Source organism: Klebsiella grimontii, from assembly GCF_900200035.1.
Classification (GTDB): domain Bacteria; phylum Pseudomonadota; class Gammaproteobacteria; order Enterobacterales; family Enterobacteriaceae; genus Klebsiella; species Klebsiella grimontii.
On the sequence record NZ_FZTC01000052.1, the window covers coordinates 204,786 to 222,941 of the forward strand.

General features: G+C 58.3%; 12 protein-coding genes and 1 pseudogene. 3 read left to right on the forward strand and 10 right to left on the reverse strand.

Annotated elements, in window-relative coordinates:
• Window positions 1-151 precede the first annotated feature (151 nt).
• From bcsE to bcsG, 3 genes are read left to right on the forward strand one after another with little or no spacing between them, the layout of a single operon-like run.
• The gene (bcsE, locus tag KOSB73_RS29370) at window positions 152-1,708 is read left to right on the forward strand and encodes a cellulose biosynthesis protein BcsE (protein ID WP_024359768.1); all 1,557 of its coding nucleotides are present in this window, start codon (window positions 152-154) and stop codon (window positions 1,706-1,708) included.
• Window positions 1,705-1,902, forward strand: coding sequence for a cellulose biosynthesis protein BcsF (bcsF, locus tag KOSB73_RS29375; RefSeq protein ID WP_004106715.1), 198 nt, complete (start codon window positions 1,705-1,707; stop codon window positions 1,900-1,902). The genes bcsE and bcsF overlap by 4 nt, the downstream gene beginning before the upstream one ends.
• Window positions 1,899-3,575: a cellulose biosynthesis protein BcsG gene (bcsG, locus tag KOSB73_RS29380; protein WP_004132662.1), complete on the forward strand. Its 1,677-nt coding sequence runs from the start codon at window positions 1,899-1,901 to the stop codon at window positions 3,573-3,575. The genes bcsF and bcsG overlap by 4 nt, the downstream gene beginning before the upstream one ends.
• An 83-nt stretch (window positions 3,576-3,658) precedes the next feature.
• On the opposite strand, the gene KOSB73_RS29385 is transcribed toward bcsG, so the two are convergent.
• The 10 genes and pseudogenes from KOSB73_RS29385 to dppD form a co-directional block, all read right to left on the reverse strand.
• Window positions 3,659-3,766 carry a type I toxin-antitoxin system toxin Ldr family protein gene (locus KOSB73_RS29385; RefSeq protein ID WP_004132660.1) on the reverse strand — a complete coding sequence of 36 codons (108 nt, stop codon included), beginning with the start codon at window positions 3,764-3,766 and terminating at the stop codon, window positions 3,659-3,661.
• Window positions 3,767-4,031: 265 nt separating this feature from the next.
• A complete protein-coding gene (locus KOSB73_RS29390; protein ID WP_032711096.1) occupies window positions 4,032-5,030 on the reverse strand; it encodes a family 8 glycosyl hydrolase in 999 nt (332 codons plus the stop codon).
• A gap of 11 nt (window positions 5,031-5,041) precedes the next feature.
• Window positions 5,042-5,518, reverse strand: a complete 477-nt coding sequence (gene bcsD, locus KOSB73_RS29395) for a cellulose biosynthesis protein BcsD (protein WP_024359766.1) — start codon at window positions 5,516-5,518, stop codon at window positions 5,042-5,044.
• Entirely contained in the window at window positions 5,518-9,570 is a 4,053-nt protein-coding gene (locus KOSB73_RS29400) for a cellulose biosynthesis protein BcsC (RefSeq protein WP_098141402.1), read from the reverse strand. Before KOSB73_RS29400 ends, bcsD begins: the two co-directional genes overlap by 1 nt.
• The gene (bcsB, locus tag KOSB73_RS29405) at window positions 9,567-11,969 is read right to left on the reverse strand and encodes a cellulose biosynthesis cyclic di-GMP-binding regulatory protein BcsB (protein ID WP_064362287.1); all 2,403 of its coding nucleotides are present in this window, start codon (window positions 11,967-11,969) and stop codon (window positions 9,567-9,569) included. The genes KOSB73_RS29400 and bcsB overlap by 4 nt, the downstream gene beginning before the upstream one ends.
• Window positions 11,966-14,077: a UDP-forming cellulose synthase catalytic subunit gene (gene bcsA, locus KOSB73_RS29410; RefSeq protein WP_004132651.1), complete on the reverse strand. Its 2,112-nt coding sequence runs from the start codon at window positions 14,075-14,077 to the stop codon at window positions 11,966-11,968. Before bcsA ends, bcsB begins: the two co-directional genes overlap by 4 nt.
• A gap of 20 nt (window positions 14,078-14,097) precedes the next feature.
• A pseudogene (bcsQ, locus tag KOSB73_RS29415) lies at window positions 14,098-14,890 on the reverse strand (cellulose biosynthesis protein BcsQ).
• Window position 14,891: 1 nt separating this feature from the next.
• A complete protein-coding gene (locus KOSB73_RS29420) occupies window positions 14,892-15,449 on the reverse strand; it encodes a cellulose biosynthesis protein BcsO (RefSeq protein WP_098141404.1) in 558 nt (185 codons plus the stop codon).
• Between the two features lie 711 nt (window positions 15,450-16,160).
• Complete coding sequence (dppF, locus tag KOSB73_RS29425; protein ID WP_098141406.1) at window positions 16,161-17,174, reverse strand: dipeptide ABC transporter ATP-binding subunit DppF; 1,014 nt, start codon at window positions 17,172-17,174, stop codon at window positions 16,161-16,163.
• Window positions 17,171-18,154, reverse strand: coding sequence for a dipeptide ABC transporter ATP-binding protein (gene dppD, locus KOSB73_RS29430; RefSeq protein WP_004126385.1), 984 nt, complete (start codon window positions 18,152-18,154; stop codon window positions 17,171-17,173). Before dppD ends, dppF begins: the two co-directional genes overlap by 4 nt.
• Between the last annotated feature and the right edge of the window lie 2 nt (window positions 18,155-18,156).

Here is an 18,156-nt window from a genome sequence, read left to right on the forward strand (position 1 = left end):
AAATACAATAAATTAAACCGAGAGGCGTAAGTTCATCCTTAAAATATGTTTACATGCTAAAACTGATGTCCTTTAATTTCAATGTTAGGTTTACTCTGACGCTTTCGCTAGTAAACTAATCAAGTGTAAATCAAGTCTCACGAGGGACGCCGTGGATATCGTATATTCTTTGGGTATTTCATCATTATGGGACGAAGTATGCCATATGCCCGTGGGTGGAGTATGGTGGCTGAATGTCGACCGCCATGCCGACGCGGTAAGCCTGCTCAACCATACGCTGGCTGCCCAGGATAAACAGAGCCAGGTTGCAGCGATAGTCATGGGCGAGAACCCCAATAAAATCATTGCACCTGGGAAAGATCGCGGCCCAGAAAAGATCGCATTATTTAGCATGCCGAACCGCTTTGAGGGGCTGGCAGAAATGCACCGTGATTTAGTTTGCTCCCTCGAACCTGGCAATTATTTGTTTATTCTGCTATGCGCTGAAAATGCCTGGCAGAATATAAAAAGCGAAGATCTATGCAATTGGGTTGAAAAATCATATCGCTGGACTAATTATCATCGTTGTTCATTATTAGTACTTAATTCCGGGCACGATATCGATAAGCAACTCTCCCCTTTACTACGCGAGTACCGCTCGCTTTCCGGCCTGGCAAGTATTCGTTTCCAGGGGGATAACCACCTGTTCGATATCGCCTGGTGGGGGAGTGAAAAAGGCATCAGCGCCCGGCAGCAGCTCATTATTCTCCAGGATGAGAACGGCTGGCGGCTGGCGCAGGATGAAGAAACGGTGGTGCAGCCGCGCAGCGATGAGAAAGTCATTCTCAGCAATCTGCGCGTACTGGAGGGGGCGCCCGCGCTTTCTGAATACTGGACGCTGTTCGATACCAACGACGCCGTTTTCAACGCCGGGAGGATGGCGCAGGCGGCAACGCTGATCTTCTCCATTACCCAGAATGAGCAGATTGAACAGCTGGGACGCTATATCCATACCCTGCGCCGCCAGCGCGGCAGCGCGCTAAAAATTGTCGTCCGCGAACAAACGCCAAGCCTGCGCGCCACCGATGAACGCCTGCTGCTGAGCAGCGGCGCCAATATGGTTATTCCCAGCGGCGCGCCGCTATCCCGCTGCCTTACGCTTATAGAAAGCGTTCAGAAACAGCAATTTACCCGCCATATCCCGGAAGATTTTAATACTCTGCTGACCTGGAGCCAGCCGCTAAAACTGCGCGGCTACCAGAAATGGGAGGCCTTCTGCGAAGCGGTGCACAATATTATGGCCAACACCATGCTGCCCGCCGATGGCAAAGGCGTGATGGTGGCCCTGCGCCCGGCGCCCGGCCTGCGCGTAGAGCAGGCGCTGACCCTGTGTAAGCCCAACCGCATGGGCGACATTATGACCATCGGTAACAATCGCCTGGTGCTGTTCCTGTCATTTTGCCGGGTGAACGACCTGGACACCGCGTTAAACCATATTTTCCCTTTACCAACCGGCGATATTTTTTCTAACCGTATGATTTGGTTCGAAGATAAACAGATAACGGCTGAAATCATGCAGATGCGCGGAATTCTGCCGGAGAACTGGAATACGCCGCTGCCTGTCTCGCTTGGCAAAAATGAAACCATTAACGCGACCCATGACGGGCGAAGCTGGCGGCGAAATCCCGAGCCGCACCGTCTGTCCATTGATGGGGAGCCAACCTTATGATGTCAATCGCCGATATTATTCAACTGGTCGTCCTGTGCGCCCTGCTGTTCTTCCCGCTGGGATACCTGACGCGCCACTACCAGCGGCGTATTCGCACCACCTTAAGACTGATGTTCTTTAAACCCCGTTATGTCAAACCGGCTGGCGTGCTGCGCCGGGAAGCGGCATCCAGGCAAGGCAAATCAACGAAATGACCAAACCCAAAACACCCACCGCGTCGCTTCCGCTCTGGCGGTACTGGCGAGGCTTATCTGGCTGGAACTTCTACTTTCTGGTGAAGTTCGCTTTGCTATGGGCGGGATATCTCAATTTTCATCCCATGTTAAACCTGGTGTTTCTGGCCTTCCTGCTGGTGCCGATTCCACAGTATAAGCTGCACCGCATCCGCCACTGGATAGCGATCCCGCTGGGCTTTATGCTGTTCTGGCACGACACCTGGCTGCCCGGACCGGAAAGTATTGCCAGCCAGGGCTCGCAGATTGCCGGCTTTAGCGCCGACTATATCTGGGATTTGGTGACCCGCTTTATTAACTGGAATATGGTCGGCGCGTTCTTCGTGCTGCTGGTTTTGTGGCTGTTTATCAGCCAGTGGCTGCGGGTGACGGTTTTCGTCTCCGCAATCATGGTCTGGCTGGTCGTCAGCCCGCTGCTGCCCTCTTTCACCCTTTGGCCGGCAGGTCAGCCAACGGCAGCGGCGGCGAACACCGCCGCGAATACGACCGGCGGTACGGCCATCGCGACCAATACCGCGCCGGCGAATAACGATATTCCGCCGCAAACCGAGCCGCCGACGTCAGCCAATCTGACCAACTGGCTGAACGCCTTTTATGCTTCCGAGCAGAAACGTAAAACCACTTTCCCGGACGCGCTTCCGGCCGATGCTCAGCCGTTCGATGTCCTGATTATCAATATCTGCTCGCTCTCATGGTCAGATATTGAATCGGCCGGGCTGACGGACCATCCGCTGTGGAAGCATTTCGACCTGCTGTTCAAAAACTTTAACTCGGCGACCTCTTACAGCGGCCCGGCGGCGGCGCGTCTGCTGCGCGCCAGCTGCGGCCAGCTCTCGCACGCCAACCTCTACCAGCCGTCAGGCAGCGAATGCTATCTGTTTGAAAACCTCGCGAAGCTGGGCTTTACCCAGCAGCTGATGCTCGGTCACAACGGTATCTTCGGCGACTTCCTGAAAGAGCTGCGCTCGCTGGGTGGTATCCAGAGCCCGCTGATGGATCAATCCGGCCTGCCGGTGATTCTGCAGGGCTTTGACGGCTCCCCGGTCTATGATGACCAGGCAACGCTGAACCGCTGGCTGCAGACGCTGGATAAGCTGAATACACCGCGTACGGCGACCTTCTACAACACGCTGCCGCTGCATGATGGCAACCACTATCCGGGCCAGAGCAAAACTGCGGACTATAAAGCCCGTGCGCAGAAGTTCTTCGATGAGCTGGACAGTTTCTTCACCGAGCTGGAGAAATCGGGCCGTAAGGTGCTGGTCATCGTTGTACCGGAACACGGCGCGGCGTTGAAAGGCGACAAAATGCAGGTTTCCGGCCTGCGCGATATTCCCAGTCCTTCCATCACCAACGTTCCGGCGGCGGTGAAATTCTTCGGCATTAAAGCGCAACATCCCGATGCGCCGATAATCATCAACCAGCCAAGCAGCTACCTGGCGATTTCGGAGCTGGTGGTTCGCGCCCTCGACGGCAAGATGTTTGACGAAAACGACATCAACTGGCAGCAGTATATTGCCAACCTGCCGCAGAGCGCGGCGGTGTCGGAAAACTCCAACGCCATCGTCATTCAGTACCAGGGGAAACCGTATGTTCAGCTGAACGGCGGCAGCTGGGTGCCTTATCCGCAGTAAACGAAAAAGGCCGCAGGATTTTACCCCTGCGGCCCCGTTCGGGCGCATGCTGCCACTAAGGCAGGCAGATACCCACCGGCCGGTTACTTGCGGTTATCCATCCAGCTCACGATCATGCTGACCAGAATGCCAGCAATCACCGGAGCCGCCAGATCGTCCCACAGCACCATGCCCAACTGAGCGAGCGTCATACAGCCGCCTTGTTGCAATGGCAACCGTTCGCGGCTATCCTCGAATGGTCTAGATGCGAGGTTAGCCCCCGATACGTTGCCAGGTTGATACCAAACAACGTGCGGGGGTTTTCTCTTTCCAGCAACCCATCTCTCTATGCCGCCGGGGTTCAAGCCCCCGCAACATTGCGCCTCACCGGGCGAACCCGGCTTGCCGATGATTCTACGGCGCTCTTCCGATTTCAGCACCCGGCCCTGGCGCGTTATTCGAGGCGCCTTCCACAGTTTACGACTGGTCTTTATTTGCCAGCCATACCAGCAGCTTCAGGCTGGCGGAATAATAGTCGTCCTGGGCACTAATCTGCGGCTCGGCCTGCGCTTCGCCAAGGGTTAAATCGCGTACCGCCAGTAGCCCGCCGGTCATAAACCACGGCGCCACTTCATCGGTATTGACGTTGATCCACGCCGGCGTTTGCAGACGCGGATAGCGCTGGAACCAGTTTTTCCATGGCGTCAGCAGGCTGCTTTTCGGGTCGTTCCAGTAAACATACAGCGGAATACGGATCGCATCGAAGCTCATCCGCGTCGGCCACTCTTTTGCCGGCTCCATCCTGCCGTCCGCTCTTAAGGCGACCCAGTCGCTGGGAAGCTGAGATGTCCCCCACGCCATTTTCCCCAGCAGCGCCTGACCATCGCTTTGCAGCTTTCGCCAGGCGGTTAAATGCGTCCGCGCGGCGAAGGCCTGCCATGCCGGAAAGATAAAGTAGGAGGGATTAAGGTTCAGATGATCGTTGAGATAGAATCCCTTCGCGCCCGGAAGCATGACCTGACGGCCGGCGAAGGTGACCACCGTGGACTTCAGTAGCGAAGCGGTTATCGCATCCGACGCGCTGCCGTAGGATTTTTCATGCCACTGCTGCTGCGCGCGCAGCAGCGCCCAGGCAATCAGGGTATCGCCATCGGTGGCATCGTTTTTATCCGCCACCGGATTAGGCGCCACCGGATTATAGCGCCAGTAAAATAGCCCGTTTTCTTTGTTACGCAGCGTTTTATCGGTCCACTGCCATAGCTTGTCAAAGGCGGGGCGATCGTTATTGGCCACCGCTAATAGCATGGCAAAACCTTGCCCTTCGGTATGAGAGACGTTGCCATTGCCGGTATCAATAATGCGCCCGTCCGGCATCATAAAACGCGATTTATAGCTTTCCCACGCCGTATCGGCCCACGCGTGGGGAAGCATCATCATCGTCGTCACCACGACTGTCGCTAAAGCACGCAAGGACATAAATTCACCCTTCAGGGATGGAAGTAAAGAAACTGAACGTCAGAGACCGAAAACAGCCGCTCGCGCTGTAAAACCACATGCGCTGCGCCGCCCTGTCCCTGTAGCCAGCGGGAATAAAGCCCCTCGAGTATGGCACAAAACGCATTACACCAGCGTACGCGGCGCGCTTCATCGCGGCTCACCGGCAGCGCCTGATGGCGTAACCGCAGGCCATCATCGCTCACCTCAACGCTCACCAGTCCCCACTGAAAGCGGCTGAGCTGCGCATTAATATGGGCTTCCAGCTCACCGATCGTCTCCGACTCCGGCAGCGGATGCTCATCGGCCAGCGCCTCACCCATTTGCCGCAGAAAGGGCTGACTCTCCAGTTCGCCCGCGTTGTTGACCATGCCATCAACCATAATCAGCAGCAGATCGAACCACCCGGCAGGCGTTTGCTGCTGCTGAAACCAGGCCGTCACCAGCGCATTATTATTGTCCGTCATGATCAGCGATCTCCCAGCATGTAGCGGATATAAAGTCCGGCGGTGCTCTCGTTATAATCGCCAAAGGTGTCATAGCCCACCTGGCCGCCGAGCGTCATCTGTTTATTCACTTTGTAATCCGCACCGGCGCGCAGCGTATAGCCGATGCCGCTCTTCGACGTGGCTGAATAGTACGCCTCTTTGGCAAAACCGTTGCTCACAGCGGTCTCGAGCGTCTGCTGCCACTCGGCGTTGGTCGGGAAATAGGCGCTCTTATCCTGACTGTACGATTGATACCCCACCGAACCGCCAAGCTTCATCGTCCAGTTATCATATTTCTCCGTCAGGCTGACCGGCAGCGACACGCTAACGTAGTTCTGCGGGCTGAAGTAACCCCCTTGCCCGTAGGTGAAGTAGCTGAGGTTTTTCGAGTAATCCATGTAGCTCATACTCAACCCGGTCTGCAGCTGACGATACTCATCGTGGTATGGCCGCAGATAAACCCCGGCGTTGGCGTTAATGCTGGTGTTGCTGGCGACGTTTTGTCCCAGGTAGCTATAGCCCCCGCCGCCGACGTAGAAACCGGCGTCGCCGTCGTCATAGCTTAGCTGCAGGGTACCGCCGTTTTTAGTCACCTGTCCCCAGGTCTTGCCGGAGTAGGAATCCTTCAGCCCCACCCAGGAGAGCAGGCTATCGGTCAGCGAACGACGCTCGCCGGTAAAAATCAGCGACAGGTAGTTGGTCAGCTTCGGCGACCACTTCACGCCGCCCACCACGGTATTCAGATCCTGACCCAGCGGCGTGCTGCCGATATCGACGCGATAATCGTCGCCGCTCAGCGCCAGCGCCAGCTCCACGCCGTTGGCTTTCTGCGAATCGGTTGAGCCGCTGGCCTGATCAACGTTAGGTTTCAGATTTGAAGAAGCCAGATAGCTGGCGACCTGCCCGGAGTCATAGGTGCCGAGCTTCGCCAGATTCTCCATGCCGCTGCTGGTGGTGGCGTTAAAGTCTGAAGCATTCAGCGTGCCGAGACCGCTCAATGTCTCCGCCCCCGGATTGTTGGCAAAGTACGTCGTGCGCTCGGTAGGGGTCATCGCCGCAATTGCCGCCTGCTCGCTGGTGGCGGTGGAGATCATATTGGAGACCGCGTTTGATAGCGGATTCGCGCCATAGCGCCGCCAGGCGTCGCCGGTTGCCGTCCCTGCGTTCAACGTAATTGGCGTCACGGTAAAGTCGAAACGCGAATCACCGAACGGCGAGGAGGACCAGGCCAGGGGGGTTTTAATTTCGCTCAGCTTGCTGGTGCCGGATTCGCCATCGCGGCCGCGAACCTCCATACCCCCCTGCAGCCAGGTGCCGGTTTTTTCCTGTAAGGTCTCCATCATGGTGTCCACCTGGCGCAGCATTCGGGTCTGCGCGGTTTCGACCGGCAGATCGGTGCGCTGGATCCCCGGCAGCGTGCTGCCATCGCCCGTCGATACCTGAGAAACCTGCCACGGCATATATTGCCCGTAGGTGGAAGCGGTACGCGTCGCCGCCGGCGTACGCGAGACGCCGACAAACGGATTATCCGCCGCCAGCACGCCGCCCACGGTCGGCGTTTGCGTGCCGTTGCTGCTCTGTAACCCCAGCAGCCTTCCGCGAGCGCTGCGCAGATAGGTCATCGCCTGCTGATGATGCCCCTGCGATTCGGCAACGCGCGCCAGCAGCAGCAAACGGTCCGGCGAATTATCCGGCCGCAGCCCGCCTGCCAGCTGCGCCGCCCGGTCGTTATCGCCCGCCGACAGCGCGACATCAATAGCTCCGCTGCGCGCGTCCTGGGTCGGCGTATCGCGGGTCATCAGGTAGTCATAGACGACCCCGGCCTCTTTATTCATTTTGCCGCTCTGATAGAGACGCGCCATGGCGAACATCAGGTCGGTATTTTGCGGGTCGCTTTGCATCGCGCCCATCAGCTTGTCATACGCCGCCGCGTAGTTGCCCTGCTCGCGCAGGTGGTCCGCTTCGTTAATCACATAGCCGTTGCGGATACTGGCCAGCTGCGTCGGCGTACTGCTCGCCTGCAGCTGCGGGTTGGTGAGCAGCCTCTGCGCTTCGTTAGTCAGGCCTGCCTGGTTAAGCACCGTCACCTGGTCTGCGTAATCCCCGGCATTGCCCGAGATACCGCCGTTAATACTGTTGCGCACCAGCGATACCGCGGTGGTCACATCGCCGCTCTGGGCCAGCAGGCGCGCCAGTTTACCCACATCCGCCGGGGCTTTTGGCGGCGTCGCGGCCATCGCCCTTAGCGTATTGGAAGCCGCGACGGTATTCCCCTGCGCCAGATAGCCCTGCGCCGTCGCCAGCTGCAGGTTGTAGTTCACCCGCTGGTGTAAATCGCGCATCTGGCTGGTCTGGCTGGCGGGAGGAATTCTCGCCAGCAGCGTTTGCGCCTGCTGCCAGCCGCCGTTCTCGCTGGCGAAAAGGGCCGCGGCGTATAAGGAGTTACTGCTGGCGCCGGGACGATACGCGGCGCCCATGATCGCGTTCGCCTCGCCGTCGTTACCGGACTTTTGCAGCAGTCGGGCCAGATCGAGGCGCATCCACGCATCGTCCGGATAACGAGAAACGCCCTGGCGCAGCGTGGCGATTGCCCCGGTCACGTTTCCGCCGCTGGCCTGCTCCTGCGCCTGCCGACGCAGCGAGTCTCCGGGCGTCCCGGTGACCACGCGCGGCTGCAGTTTTTGCTGCAGGCTTTCCGGCAGCGTTCGCAGCATCGCCTGGGCTTCCGCGGTTTTATTCTGTTCACGCAAAACGTAATAGAGATTCTCCCGGGCGGGGCCATTTTGCGGCTGGTCGTTAAGCAGCGCCCGCAGCGTTTGTTCGGCCTGGGGCAGATCTTTGTTGTGCCGCAGAACGTCGGCGCGGAACAGTTTCGCCGCCGAGCCCTGGGCCCCGCTCTGCTGCGCCAGCGGCGCGGAGAGCGCCAGCGCCTGGCTAATATTGCCTTGCTTCCAGGCCTGCTGCGCCTGCGCGAGCTGGCCGTAAAACAGCGCATCCGCCGCCTGCTGGCGCCGGGTTTCAGAACTCTCGCCGCCGAGATCCGCCGCCCGGCTCAAATATTGAGAGGCCGCCTGAAAATCGCCGCTGCGCTGGGCGATATAGCCCATCCCGGCAAGCGCGTCAGCGTCCTGCGGATTGGTTTGCAGGACCTGTTCAAACTGCTGCTTCGCCGCGGCGGTATTGCCGCTGTTCAGGTCAGAGTAGCCCTGACCGCGCGCCTGGCCGCTGCGCCGTTCACGGAAGTAGTTTTGCACTTCGCTATCCTGCGGGTGGCGCTGCATCCAGGTATCGTAAAACGGTTCATCCCCCGGCTGCGGCCCCATCCACAGCAGCGCCTGGCGCAGCCCGGCATCGGCCTCTTTGCTGCCGCTGGCCATCGGCTCCAGCATAGCGATCCCTTCCCGCCGGGTCTCTTCGCGCCAGGTCAGCGCCTTACCCAGGGCTACGCGCGGCCCGTTCTCTTGCGGATGCTGAGCGACATACTGACGCAGTTCGCTCACCGCCTGCGAATAGAGCGACTTGTCGCTGGCCATCGTCATGTAGTATTCCGCCGCCAGACCGGAAGGCGGAACGTTACCGTTAAACATACTCCGCCAGGTCGCCAGCGCGGCGGGCACGTTGCCGCTGCGCGCCTGCTGTCTTGCCAGGTTTAGCTGTCCCTGGGGGACCTGGGCCATTTTTTTGGCGCTATCCAGATCCTGCAAGCCGGGACTGTTGGGCGCCGCTTTCTCCAGCCGCGCCCGCCACTGGGCCGCGGCCTGCAGGTTGCCCCCCTGCTGCGCCCACAGCGCCATCAGGTACAGCGCCTGAGCGTTATTGGCATCCACCGATAACACTTTTTGCAGCGATTCCATCGCCAGCTCATCGTGGGATTTTTCATGCCAGTAGTTGGCCTGGGCAAACAGCGCCTGTAGCGCCGCATCGTTACCCGCCGCCTGCGCCTCGCCAAACGCGCCCAGCGTCAGCGCGCCGGACAGGCACAGCGTGGAAAATTGACGGGCCGCCTTATTATTCATTCTGCTGACTCTTTTCATTGGCTCTCTCCCGACTCCAGGCGCTTACGGGCATGACGTTTAAACATGGCGGTCAGCGCCAGTCCCAGAATCGATGTGGCGATTAACCCCAGCACCGCCAGCAGTCCGGAATGCTGGTTGGCGTACCAAACCGCCATCATGTACCACGGCATCTGGCCGCTGGGGAACGGCGTACTGACCTGGAAACTACGCACGCCGTTATCGCTGGTAATCACCGCCGTATCGCCGCGAATACCGGCATTGATGCGCGGTGAATTAAGGTCGTCTTCGAGTTTCGCCAGCTGATCGTCGCTGCTGGCCATCGCCACCACCACCACTCGCTGCGGATTCCACGGCGAGCGATAGCTGATAAACCCTCGCCAGGCGCTGCTGGAGGAGAAATAGCGATCGGCATCCACGCCGTCGGAGGCCCAGTCGCCGCTCAGCCGGCGCTGAATTTTCGCCCATAGCGCCGGTTCACGCACGCTCAGTAGGTTTTCGACCGGATTATAGGGAGAGTCGGCCAGCAGGCGCTGGTTAAACGCTTTTTGGTCAAGCGCGCTCACCGCCAGCACATCGCGATCGCGCAGGAAAGGCGAATTGGCGGCGTCGTCAGGAACGCCCAGCATCACGCGGTTATTGGCCAGCGCTTTGCCGGTCGAGTTCCCCGAGCGGGCGGCCAGATTCAGCATCATCGCGACCTGGGTTTCCGAAGGCCGCTCCGGCAGCAGCAGCGTGGTTTGCGAGTAATCCGCTAGCCGGGAGAACGGGAACGACGCGCCGACAAAGTAGGAGAGATTCGGCAACAGCGAGAAGTGCCGCGTGCCGCTCAAATCGATCCACGAGTCGTCGGTAATGCGGCTCTTGATCGTGCTGTTCAGCAGCACTGAACAGGGAGCGCTATCCTTCGGCACCAGATTAAAATAGAGCGACAGCTGGTTATCGCCGTAAATCAGATACGGCGCCAGCGGGATCGTAAAACGCTCCTGACGCGCATCGCCGCCCAGGTGACGCCAGAGCTTCTCCAGCGGCCCCTGTTTGTTCATCGGCAGGTTGTTGAGGAAGGTGTTGTTGAGCGTCACGCTCAGCAGCGACTTGTCCTCGTTAATCCAGCTCTCCGACGGGAAACGATAGCCAATCTGCAACGGAATGGTTTCGCCATCCCACAGATAGAGATCCGGCGCGGCGCGGAAGGCGACGCGCAGCGGCTCATGCCACACGCCGCTGACGGTCATACTTTGATCCTGGCGGATCAGCTCGCTGATTTTTACCGGCCGATCGGTGGCGATCCAGCGCGGGGCGTCGTACGGCTTGCCGACGGGAATCGCCTGCGGATCAACCTCCATACTGGCCGTCTGCAGGGCGAAATCACCGCGGGTCAGGCGCCAGGCGGCCATCCGCAGCGCGGCGTCATTCTGCCCGACGATCAGCAGCAGCTTATAGGCTGGGTTGCCGGGATTCTCAACGATCCGCAGCAGCGGCTTGTCGGTTTGCGGCAGCGTCAGGCCGCCCACCCGATCGCCGGGGTGGCCGATGATAATGCCGTGCTTCTCGGGCAGGCGATCGCGCAGCGCGTCAAAGGCGATACCGCGATAATCGGCCTGAATACCCAGCCACGACGACACCAGCGCCGCAGCGCTAAAGATGTCCGCCGTCGATTTCTCCGGATAAGCGATAGCGATATCCGCCGGCGTCATCTGCATACTGTCGAAAAACGGCCGCGGGAAGTGGCTTAAATCGTTGCTGATATTGAGCTGCTGGCTCTCCCAGCTAAAGTGCGAGGCGGGCAAAATAGTCACCCGCGAGGTGTCGTGAATATCGAGCCGGCACTGCATCGCATCGCCGTCGTTAATCTTAAAGCTCAGGTTGTTGCTGGAGACCATCAGCGCCGCCGGAATATCCAGCTGATAGTGCGAGATCTCCTCGCCGTCCGCGCCCAGCGGCAGCGTGCCGAGCGGCTGGCCGTTGAGCATTAACTGCAGCGTGGCGTTGCGGGCCGCCATCTCCGGCGAGACCTTAACCTCCAGCATCAGCTGGGCGTGGGTCACCACCTGATCGGAGGGCAGCGTAAAGCTGGCGCCGCCCTGGTTTTGTCCGCCGCTAAGGATGATGCCGTCCGGCATACCCATCTGCGTCAGGTTCAGATTACCGCCGACAATCGGCGTTAGCGGTACCGTATCAGGAATGCCGGCTGCGACCGGCGGCGGCATCGCGGGTAGCGAAGCCGGCTGATCGACGTTTGCCGGCGCGGGCTCCGTCGCGGCGGGCGAATTCGCCTCGGCCGCCGATGCGCCGTCGGCTTCCGCCCCGGATAGCGGAAAGTTAAGCTGCGGCAATGCGTCAGCGGGCGTTTCCTCGCTATGCAGCGTCGGCGCAGAGAGCATCCCGGCCAGCAGCGCAAGCGTCGTTAAGCGTTTCATAAGCTACCATCCTCCTGCGCGGGATTGGCCGCAGGCGGCTGGCGACGCTGGCTGCGGCGCGTTTTCCACGTCAGCCAGAACAGTTCAAACACGCAGCGCAAAATGGTGGCAAAAGAGCGGAACGGGTTATCCTGCGGGCGCGGCGGGTTAATCCACGCATCGGCGCGAGCCAGCACCACGCGCACCAGTTCGCGGCGGCGGGAAAGCTGAATATTTTCATCAAATTGCAGGCGGATAAAGCGCTCGTCGGCGGTGATCTGGCGTACCGGAATCGAGATTGCCCCGGACTGGAGGATCAGCTCAATCTCTTCAATTTCATCCTGCAGGTGACGGTTATCCGGCGCGCTAACGCGACAGCCGCCCATTGACAGGTCCGCGGTGTGGCTGCGGGAGACAATGCCGCTGGCGTAGTGGATAAGCACCGGGATATCGACGTCAATACGAATCGTTTTTCGCACCTGACGGGTTTCGCGCGCCACCGCAATCGCGGCCAGCAGGAAGATCAGGCTGTAAATCCCCCAACCGACGTTCAGCGCGATAACGTTCGGGTCTGAGCCAAAGTAGTCATGGCCGATGGCGCGGACAATACCGAATATCACGCCCAGGCCCAGCAGACAGGCAACGACCAGGTGCGGCCTGACGACGGTAAAGTCGAAGTAGCCCACGTCCAGCAGGCCGCCTTTATCGGTCACGTTGAATTTCCCGCGTTTGGGGAAAATCATCGTCACCAGCGTCGGCAGCACCAGGTGGAACGCCAGCACGATATCGTAGATTTCCCCCCAGAAGCTGTAGCGATAGCGACCGTTCATGCGCGAGCCGACATAGATCGCGAGGAACAGATGCGGCAGCGCGTAAGAGACGATCAGGCTGGCCGAGGAGTAGATAATATTGAGGTTAAATAGCAGGTAGGCCAGCGGCGCGGTGACAAAGACCACGCGCGGCAGGGCGAACTGGTAGTACAGCATGGCGCTGAGGTAGCACAGGCGCTGCTGAAAGGTCAGCCCGCGGCCCAGCAGCGGGTTATCCAGACGGAAAATTTGCGTCATCCCGCGCGCCCAGCGGGTACGCTGAATCACGTGCACCACCAGGCGTTCAGTAGCTAAACCCGCCGCCAGAGGGATATCGAGGAATGCCGACTTCCAGCCCAGACGCTGGAACTTCAGCGCAGTATGGGCATCTTCGGTCACGGTCTCAACCGCAAAGCCGCCGATCTGCTCCAGCGCGGCGCGGCGAATGACGGCGCAGGAGCCGCAGAAGAAGGTCGCGTTCCAGTTGTCGTTCCCCTGCTGAATCGGGCCATAAAACAGCATCCCTTCGTTAGGAATATTGCGGCCAACGGAGAGGTTGCGCTCAAAGGGATCCGGCGAGTAGAAATAATGCGGCGTCTGCACCAGCGCCAGCATCGGGTCGTTGAGGAATCCGCCCACCGTCGCCTGCAGGAAGACGCGGGTTGCCACGTGGTCGCAGTCAAACACGCAGATAAGCTCGCCGTGGGTCAGCGTCATCGCGTGGTTGAGGTTGCCCGCCTTGGCGTGTTTGTTGTCGTTACGGGTGATATACCCAACCCCAACGTCGGCGGCGAAGACCGCAAATTCATTGCGCTTCCCGTCATCCAGTAAATAGATTTTTAATTTATCTTTTGGGTAATCAATGCATTGCGCAGCGAGCACGGTATCACGCACCACTTCAAGCGGTTCGTTATAGCTGGGAATATAGATATCGACCGTCGGCCACTTGCTCATATCATCCGGCAGCGGGACGATTTCACGCTTTAGCGGCCAGACTGTTTGCAGGTAGTTAAGCAGCAGCATCACCCAGATATAGACTTCCGCCAGAAACAGCCCCATCCCCAGAATCGCTTCGATGGTGGAGTTAAAATGCAGGGTCTGCGTCAGACGGAAATACATATAACGGGTCGACATCAGCAGCGATGTCACCACCATGATGACGGAAACGCTGCGATTTTTACTGAATCCCATCAGGAAAAGAATACCGATGCTCAGCAGGCCAAAAATATACTGCTTTTGGCTGTCCATCGGGGTGATCACCACCAGCACGGCAATCGGCGAAAGCACCAGTACCAGCAACCAGAAAAGCGTCTTTTTCATTCAGCAGCCCTGCAATTAAATTAAAGCCCTGACCTGCGAGGCTGGCTATGCACCTTGCCGTCACCAATATTGATACCCAACAGCGCAGAAATTTTTTTGGCAATAATTTCAATATCAAAGGCGGCTGCGGAGGATGAATTAAAGTCAAGGATCGACTTCTGGGAAGCATTCGCTTCCACCACGCTTTCATCACGATGGATGATGCCCAGCAGACGATCGCCCAGCTTTTCTTCCATCAACGCCGTGACATCGCGACTCACCTGGCGACGGTTATCGCTCTGGTTAATCACAAAATAGTGTCCGTGTTTATGGTTGAGCTCACCCCCGGTCAACCGCTGATTGTCGACGTGCGACAGCACGGACATTGAAGCGGTATCCGCCAGCAGCGGTACCAGATGCAGGTCGGCAAGCGAAGTGAGCGCCTTCAGCGCGGGCGAAGGGCCCGGCGGCAGGTCGGCGATGGTAATCAGCCCCGGATAGTTGAGTAATGCCGCCAGGCCGCGCGTCAGGAAATGCTCGTCGTGGGTCAAACGTTCATCAAAGGACTGCCGCTGGGCTTCACTCACGTCGCCGTAGGGCAAGACGAAAATATTGCTGCCGGCGCTTAATACGCACTGGCTCCAGTCATGGAGCTCCAGCGCTTTCGCGACATAGCCGCGCTCATCGCTAAGCGGGACGCCAAAATGCAGGCGCAGGGCGTTCTGCACATCAAAATCGAGGGCCAGAACTTTGCTGCCTGCGCGGGCCAGCGCCCAGGCCAGATTTGCCGCCAGGGTCGTCTTTCCTACGCCGCCTTTCGGTGAACACACGCAGATCAACGGCATGTCGCGATCCTCTCCAGGAGTGATTTCAGTGACTGATCTTTATCTTTTGCTACCGGCTCTGCGGTTTTTGTCGCAAAGAGATGGGCAAACCCTTCCGCCGTCGGCGCTATCGCCGGACGAGGCTTGGCCGGAGGGACAGGTATCGGCTGAGCAGCAGGTCGAGAAACCGTCGCCAGGGAAGCGGGTTCAGCCGCGGGCGCGCTTTCCGGCGCCGCGGGCACTACGGCCATCCTGTCCGTCACGGGAACAGGCTGCGGCGCGGAAGGCGGGATACTCAACGCTGGCGCCGGCGCAGATGGCGCAGGGGCGGTTTGAACGACAGCGCGCTCCACCTGATGAAACATATCGGCAGGAACCCGCTGCGGCACAGGTAGGGAGACCGATCCCCCCATTGCCAAAGAAGACTCTTCCTCCGCGGGAATAAGTTGATTGAGAATAACCCAATCCCCTTTTTCACCGGCGGCGGCTTCTGAGGAGAGGTCCTTGAATTTTAGACTGTGTGTCCGCGTCTTTTCCTTGAAGCGCTGCAAATCATCATAATGGTTCATAGATAACCTCATGATTTAAATACATCATATTTAATCTGTTTTAATTGTCATTCTACGCCGCTAAAGCATAGTTTAATTTGTTGTTTTTTGGGCATTTACCCGGCGTTACGACCGTCACAATACGCTAACTTTAGTCGCGATTTGATTATTTGGATAAGTCAGGTTGGTGTAATTCCATAGGGATAGTGCGGCTACACTAACAGCTCTTTTTCAAAATGATAGCCCCATTTTTTGGGCGGCGACGCCGTCATTCCCCCCGCAGCCTGCCAGGCTATTCGCAGAGAGTAGTTTTTTATACTGCCTTAATTTTAAAAAACGGCGTAATACACGCCAGCCGACGGCTAAAGAGAATACATTTTAATATTTTTTAAGGCGTTTAGAAATCACTCCCCGCGCTTAATTAAAATAATAAATAATGTTCCGCCGTAAAATAAATAGCTCAGGATGTTATCTAAAAACCAGGAATATAAAGCGTTGACCGAACAACAAAGAACAGTTTTGTGAATCACTCTTGCCGCTTATGCGCAACCAGAAAAGTAATAATGATGATAAAATAAAATATATTCATGGAGTTAGCTTAACTTTCAGCGATAACATTTCCTCTGGCGTACGGCAGCGTCATTGTTCGTTGTAGATTGTTCCATCGGCGCTGAATAATGGCTAAAAAAAAGCCGATGCGCAGGCTTCGGCTTTGGTTATCAGCGGTCTCAATCAGCTCAGCGGCTTCTCGCCGTTTTGATCTTCATCGACGGCAAAACAGGCCACCAGCTGGCCGCCGTAATCCTTCAGCTGCGGCTGAAGCTGGGTGCATGGGCCAAAACGGCGACGACAGCGGGCGTTAAACGCGCAGCCCGGCGGCGGATTCAGCGGGCTCGGCAGTTCGCCGGTCAGCTTGATGCGCTCGCGGCGGTCATCCGGGTTCAGGCGCGGCGTAGCCGACAGCAGCGCCTGAGTGTACGGATGCTGCGGGTTGTTGAAGATTTGATCCTTCGACCCTTTTTCCACACAGCGGCCTAAGTACATCACCATCACTTCATCCGCGATGTGCTCCACGACCGACAGATCGTGGGAGATAAAGACGTAAGAAAGCCCCAGATCCTGCTGCAGATCCATCATCAGGTTCAGCACCTGCGCGCGCACCGAAACGTCCAGCGCGGAGACCGGTTCGTCGGCGATCACCACGTCCGGGTCAAGCATCAGACCGCGGGCGATGGCGATACGCTGACGCTGGCCGCCGGAGAACATATGCGGATAGCGGTCGTAGTGTTCCGTTTTCAGGCCCACTTTGGCCATCATCGCCAGCGCTTTCTCCCGGCGCTGCTCCTTACTTAAGCTGGTGTTGATCTGCAGCGGCTCTTCCAGAATCTGCCCCACCTTTTTACGCGGGTTCAGCGAACCGTAGGGGTTCTGGAACACAATCTGGATTTTCTGCCGGCGCAGCTTTTGCGCCTGCGGATCGTGCTTAAGCAGATCCTGTCCCTGATAATAGAGCTCGCCGCCGGTGGGAATTTCAATCATCGTCAGCAGACGGCCGAGCGTCGATTTACCGCAGCCGGACTCCCCCACGACCGCCAGCGTTTTACCGCGTTCAAGGGAAAACGAGACGCCGTCCAGCGCTTTGACCAGGCGTTCCGGCGCAAATAGCCCCTTCTTCACCGGATAGTATTTCTTCAGATCGGTGGCCAGCAACAGAGGCTGTTGCGTGGTGGCCTCATGCGTACTCATAGCCCTGGCCTCCCGGCATCATCAAGTGGGTAATGACATTTTGACTGACGACCGCCGTTAAGCAGGTTCAGTTCAGGTTCTTCACTGCGGCATTTGTCCGTTGCATACGGGCAGCGCGGGTTGAGCAGGCAGCCGCTCGGACGGTCATATTTACCCGGCACCACGCCCGGCAGCGAGGCGAGGCGAGCTTTATCCTGAGCGAACTCCGGCAGCGCGCGCAGCAGCGCCTGCGTATAGGGGTGGCGCGGGGCGCGGAAGATATCCTTCGCATCGCCGGTTTCCACTACCTGGCCGGCGTACATGACGATGATTTTGTGCGCCGCTTCGGCCACCAGCGCCAGATCGTGGGTAATCAGGATCAGCGCCATATTCTCTTTCTGCTGCAGCTCCAGAAGCAGCTCGATGATCTGCGCCTGAATGGTGACATCCAGCGCCGTCGTGGGTTCATCGGCAATGAGCAGCTTTGGCCGACAGGCAATCGCCATCGCGATCATCACGCGCTGGCTCATGCCGCCGGAAAGCTGGTGCGGATAGACATCAAGACGTGAAGCCGGGTCGGGGATCCCCACCAGCGTCAGCAGGTCAATCGCCCGCTGAATACGCGTTTTCTTATTACCGCCCTGATGGACCTTGATGGCTTCCATAATCTGGTAGCCGACGGTATAGCACGGATTCAGACTGGTCATCGGGTCCTGGAAGATCATCGCCACTTCCGCGCCCACCAGCTGGCGACGCTCTTTTTCGGAAATGCGCTTCAGGTCGCGACCGTTAAACTCCAGCTTTTCCGCCATCACCCGGCCGGGATAGTCAATCAGCCCCATAATCGCCAGCGAACTGACCGATTTGCCCGAGCCGGACTCGCCGACGATACCGACCACTTCGCCCTGGTTTACGCTGTAGCTTACGCGGTCTACGGCGCGGAACGGCGTCCCTTCGTCGCCGAAGTGCACCGAGAGTTTATCTACATTTAATAACGCCATCT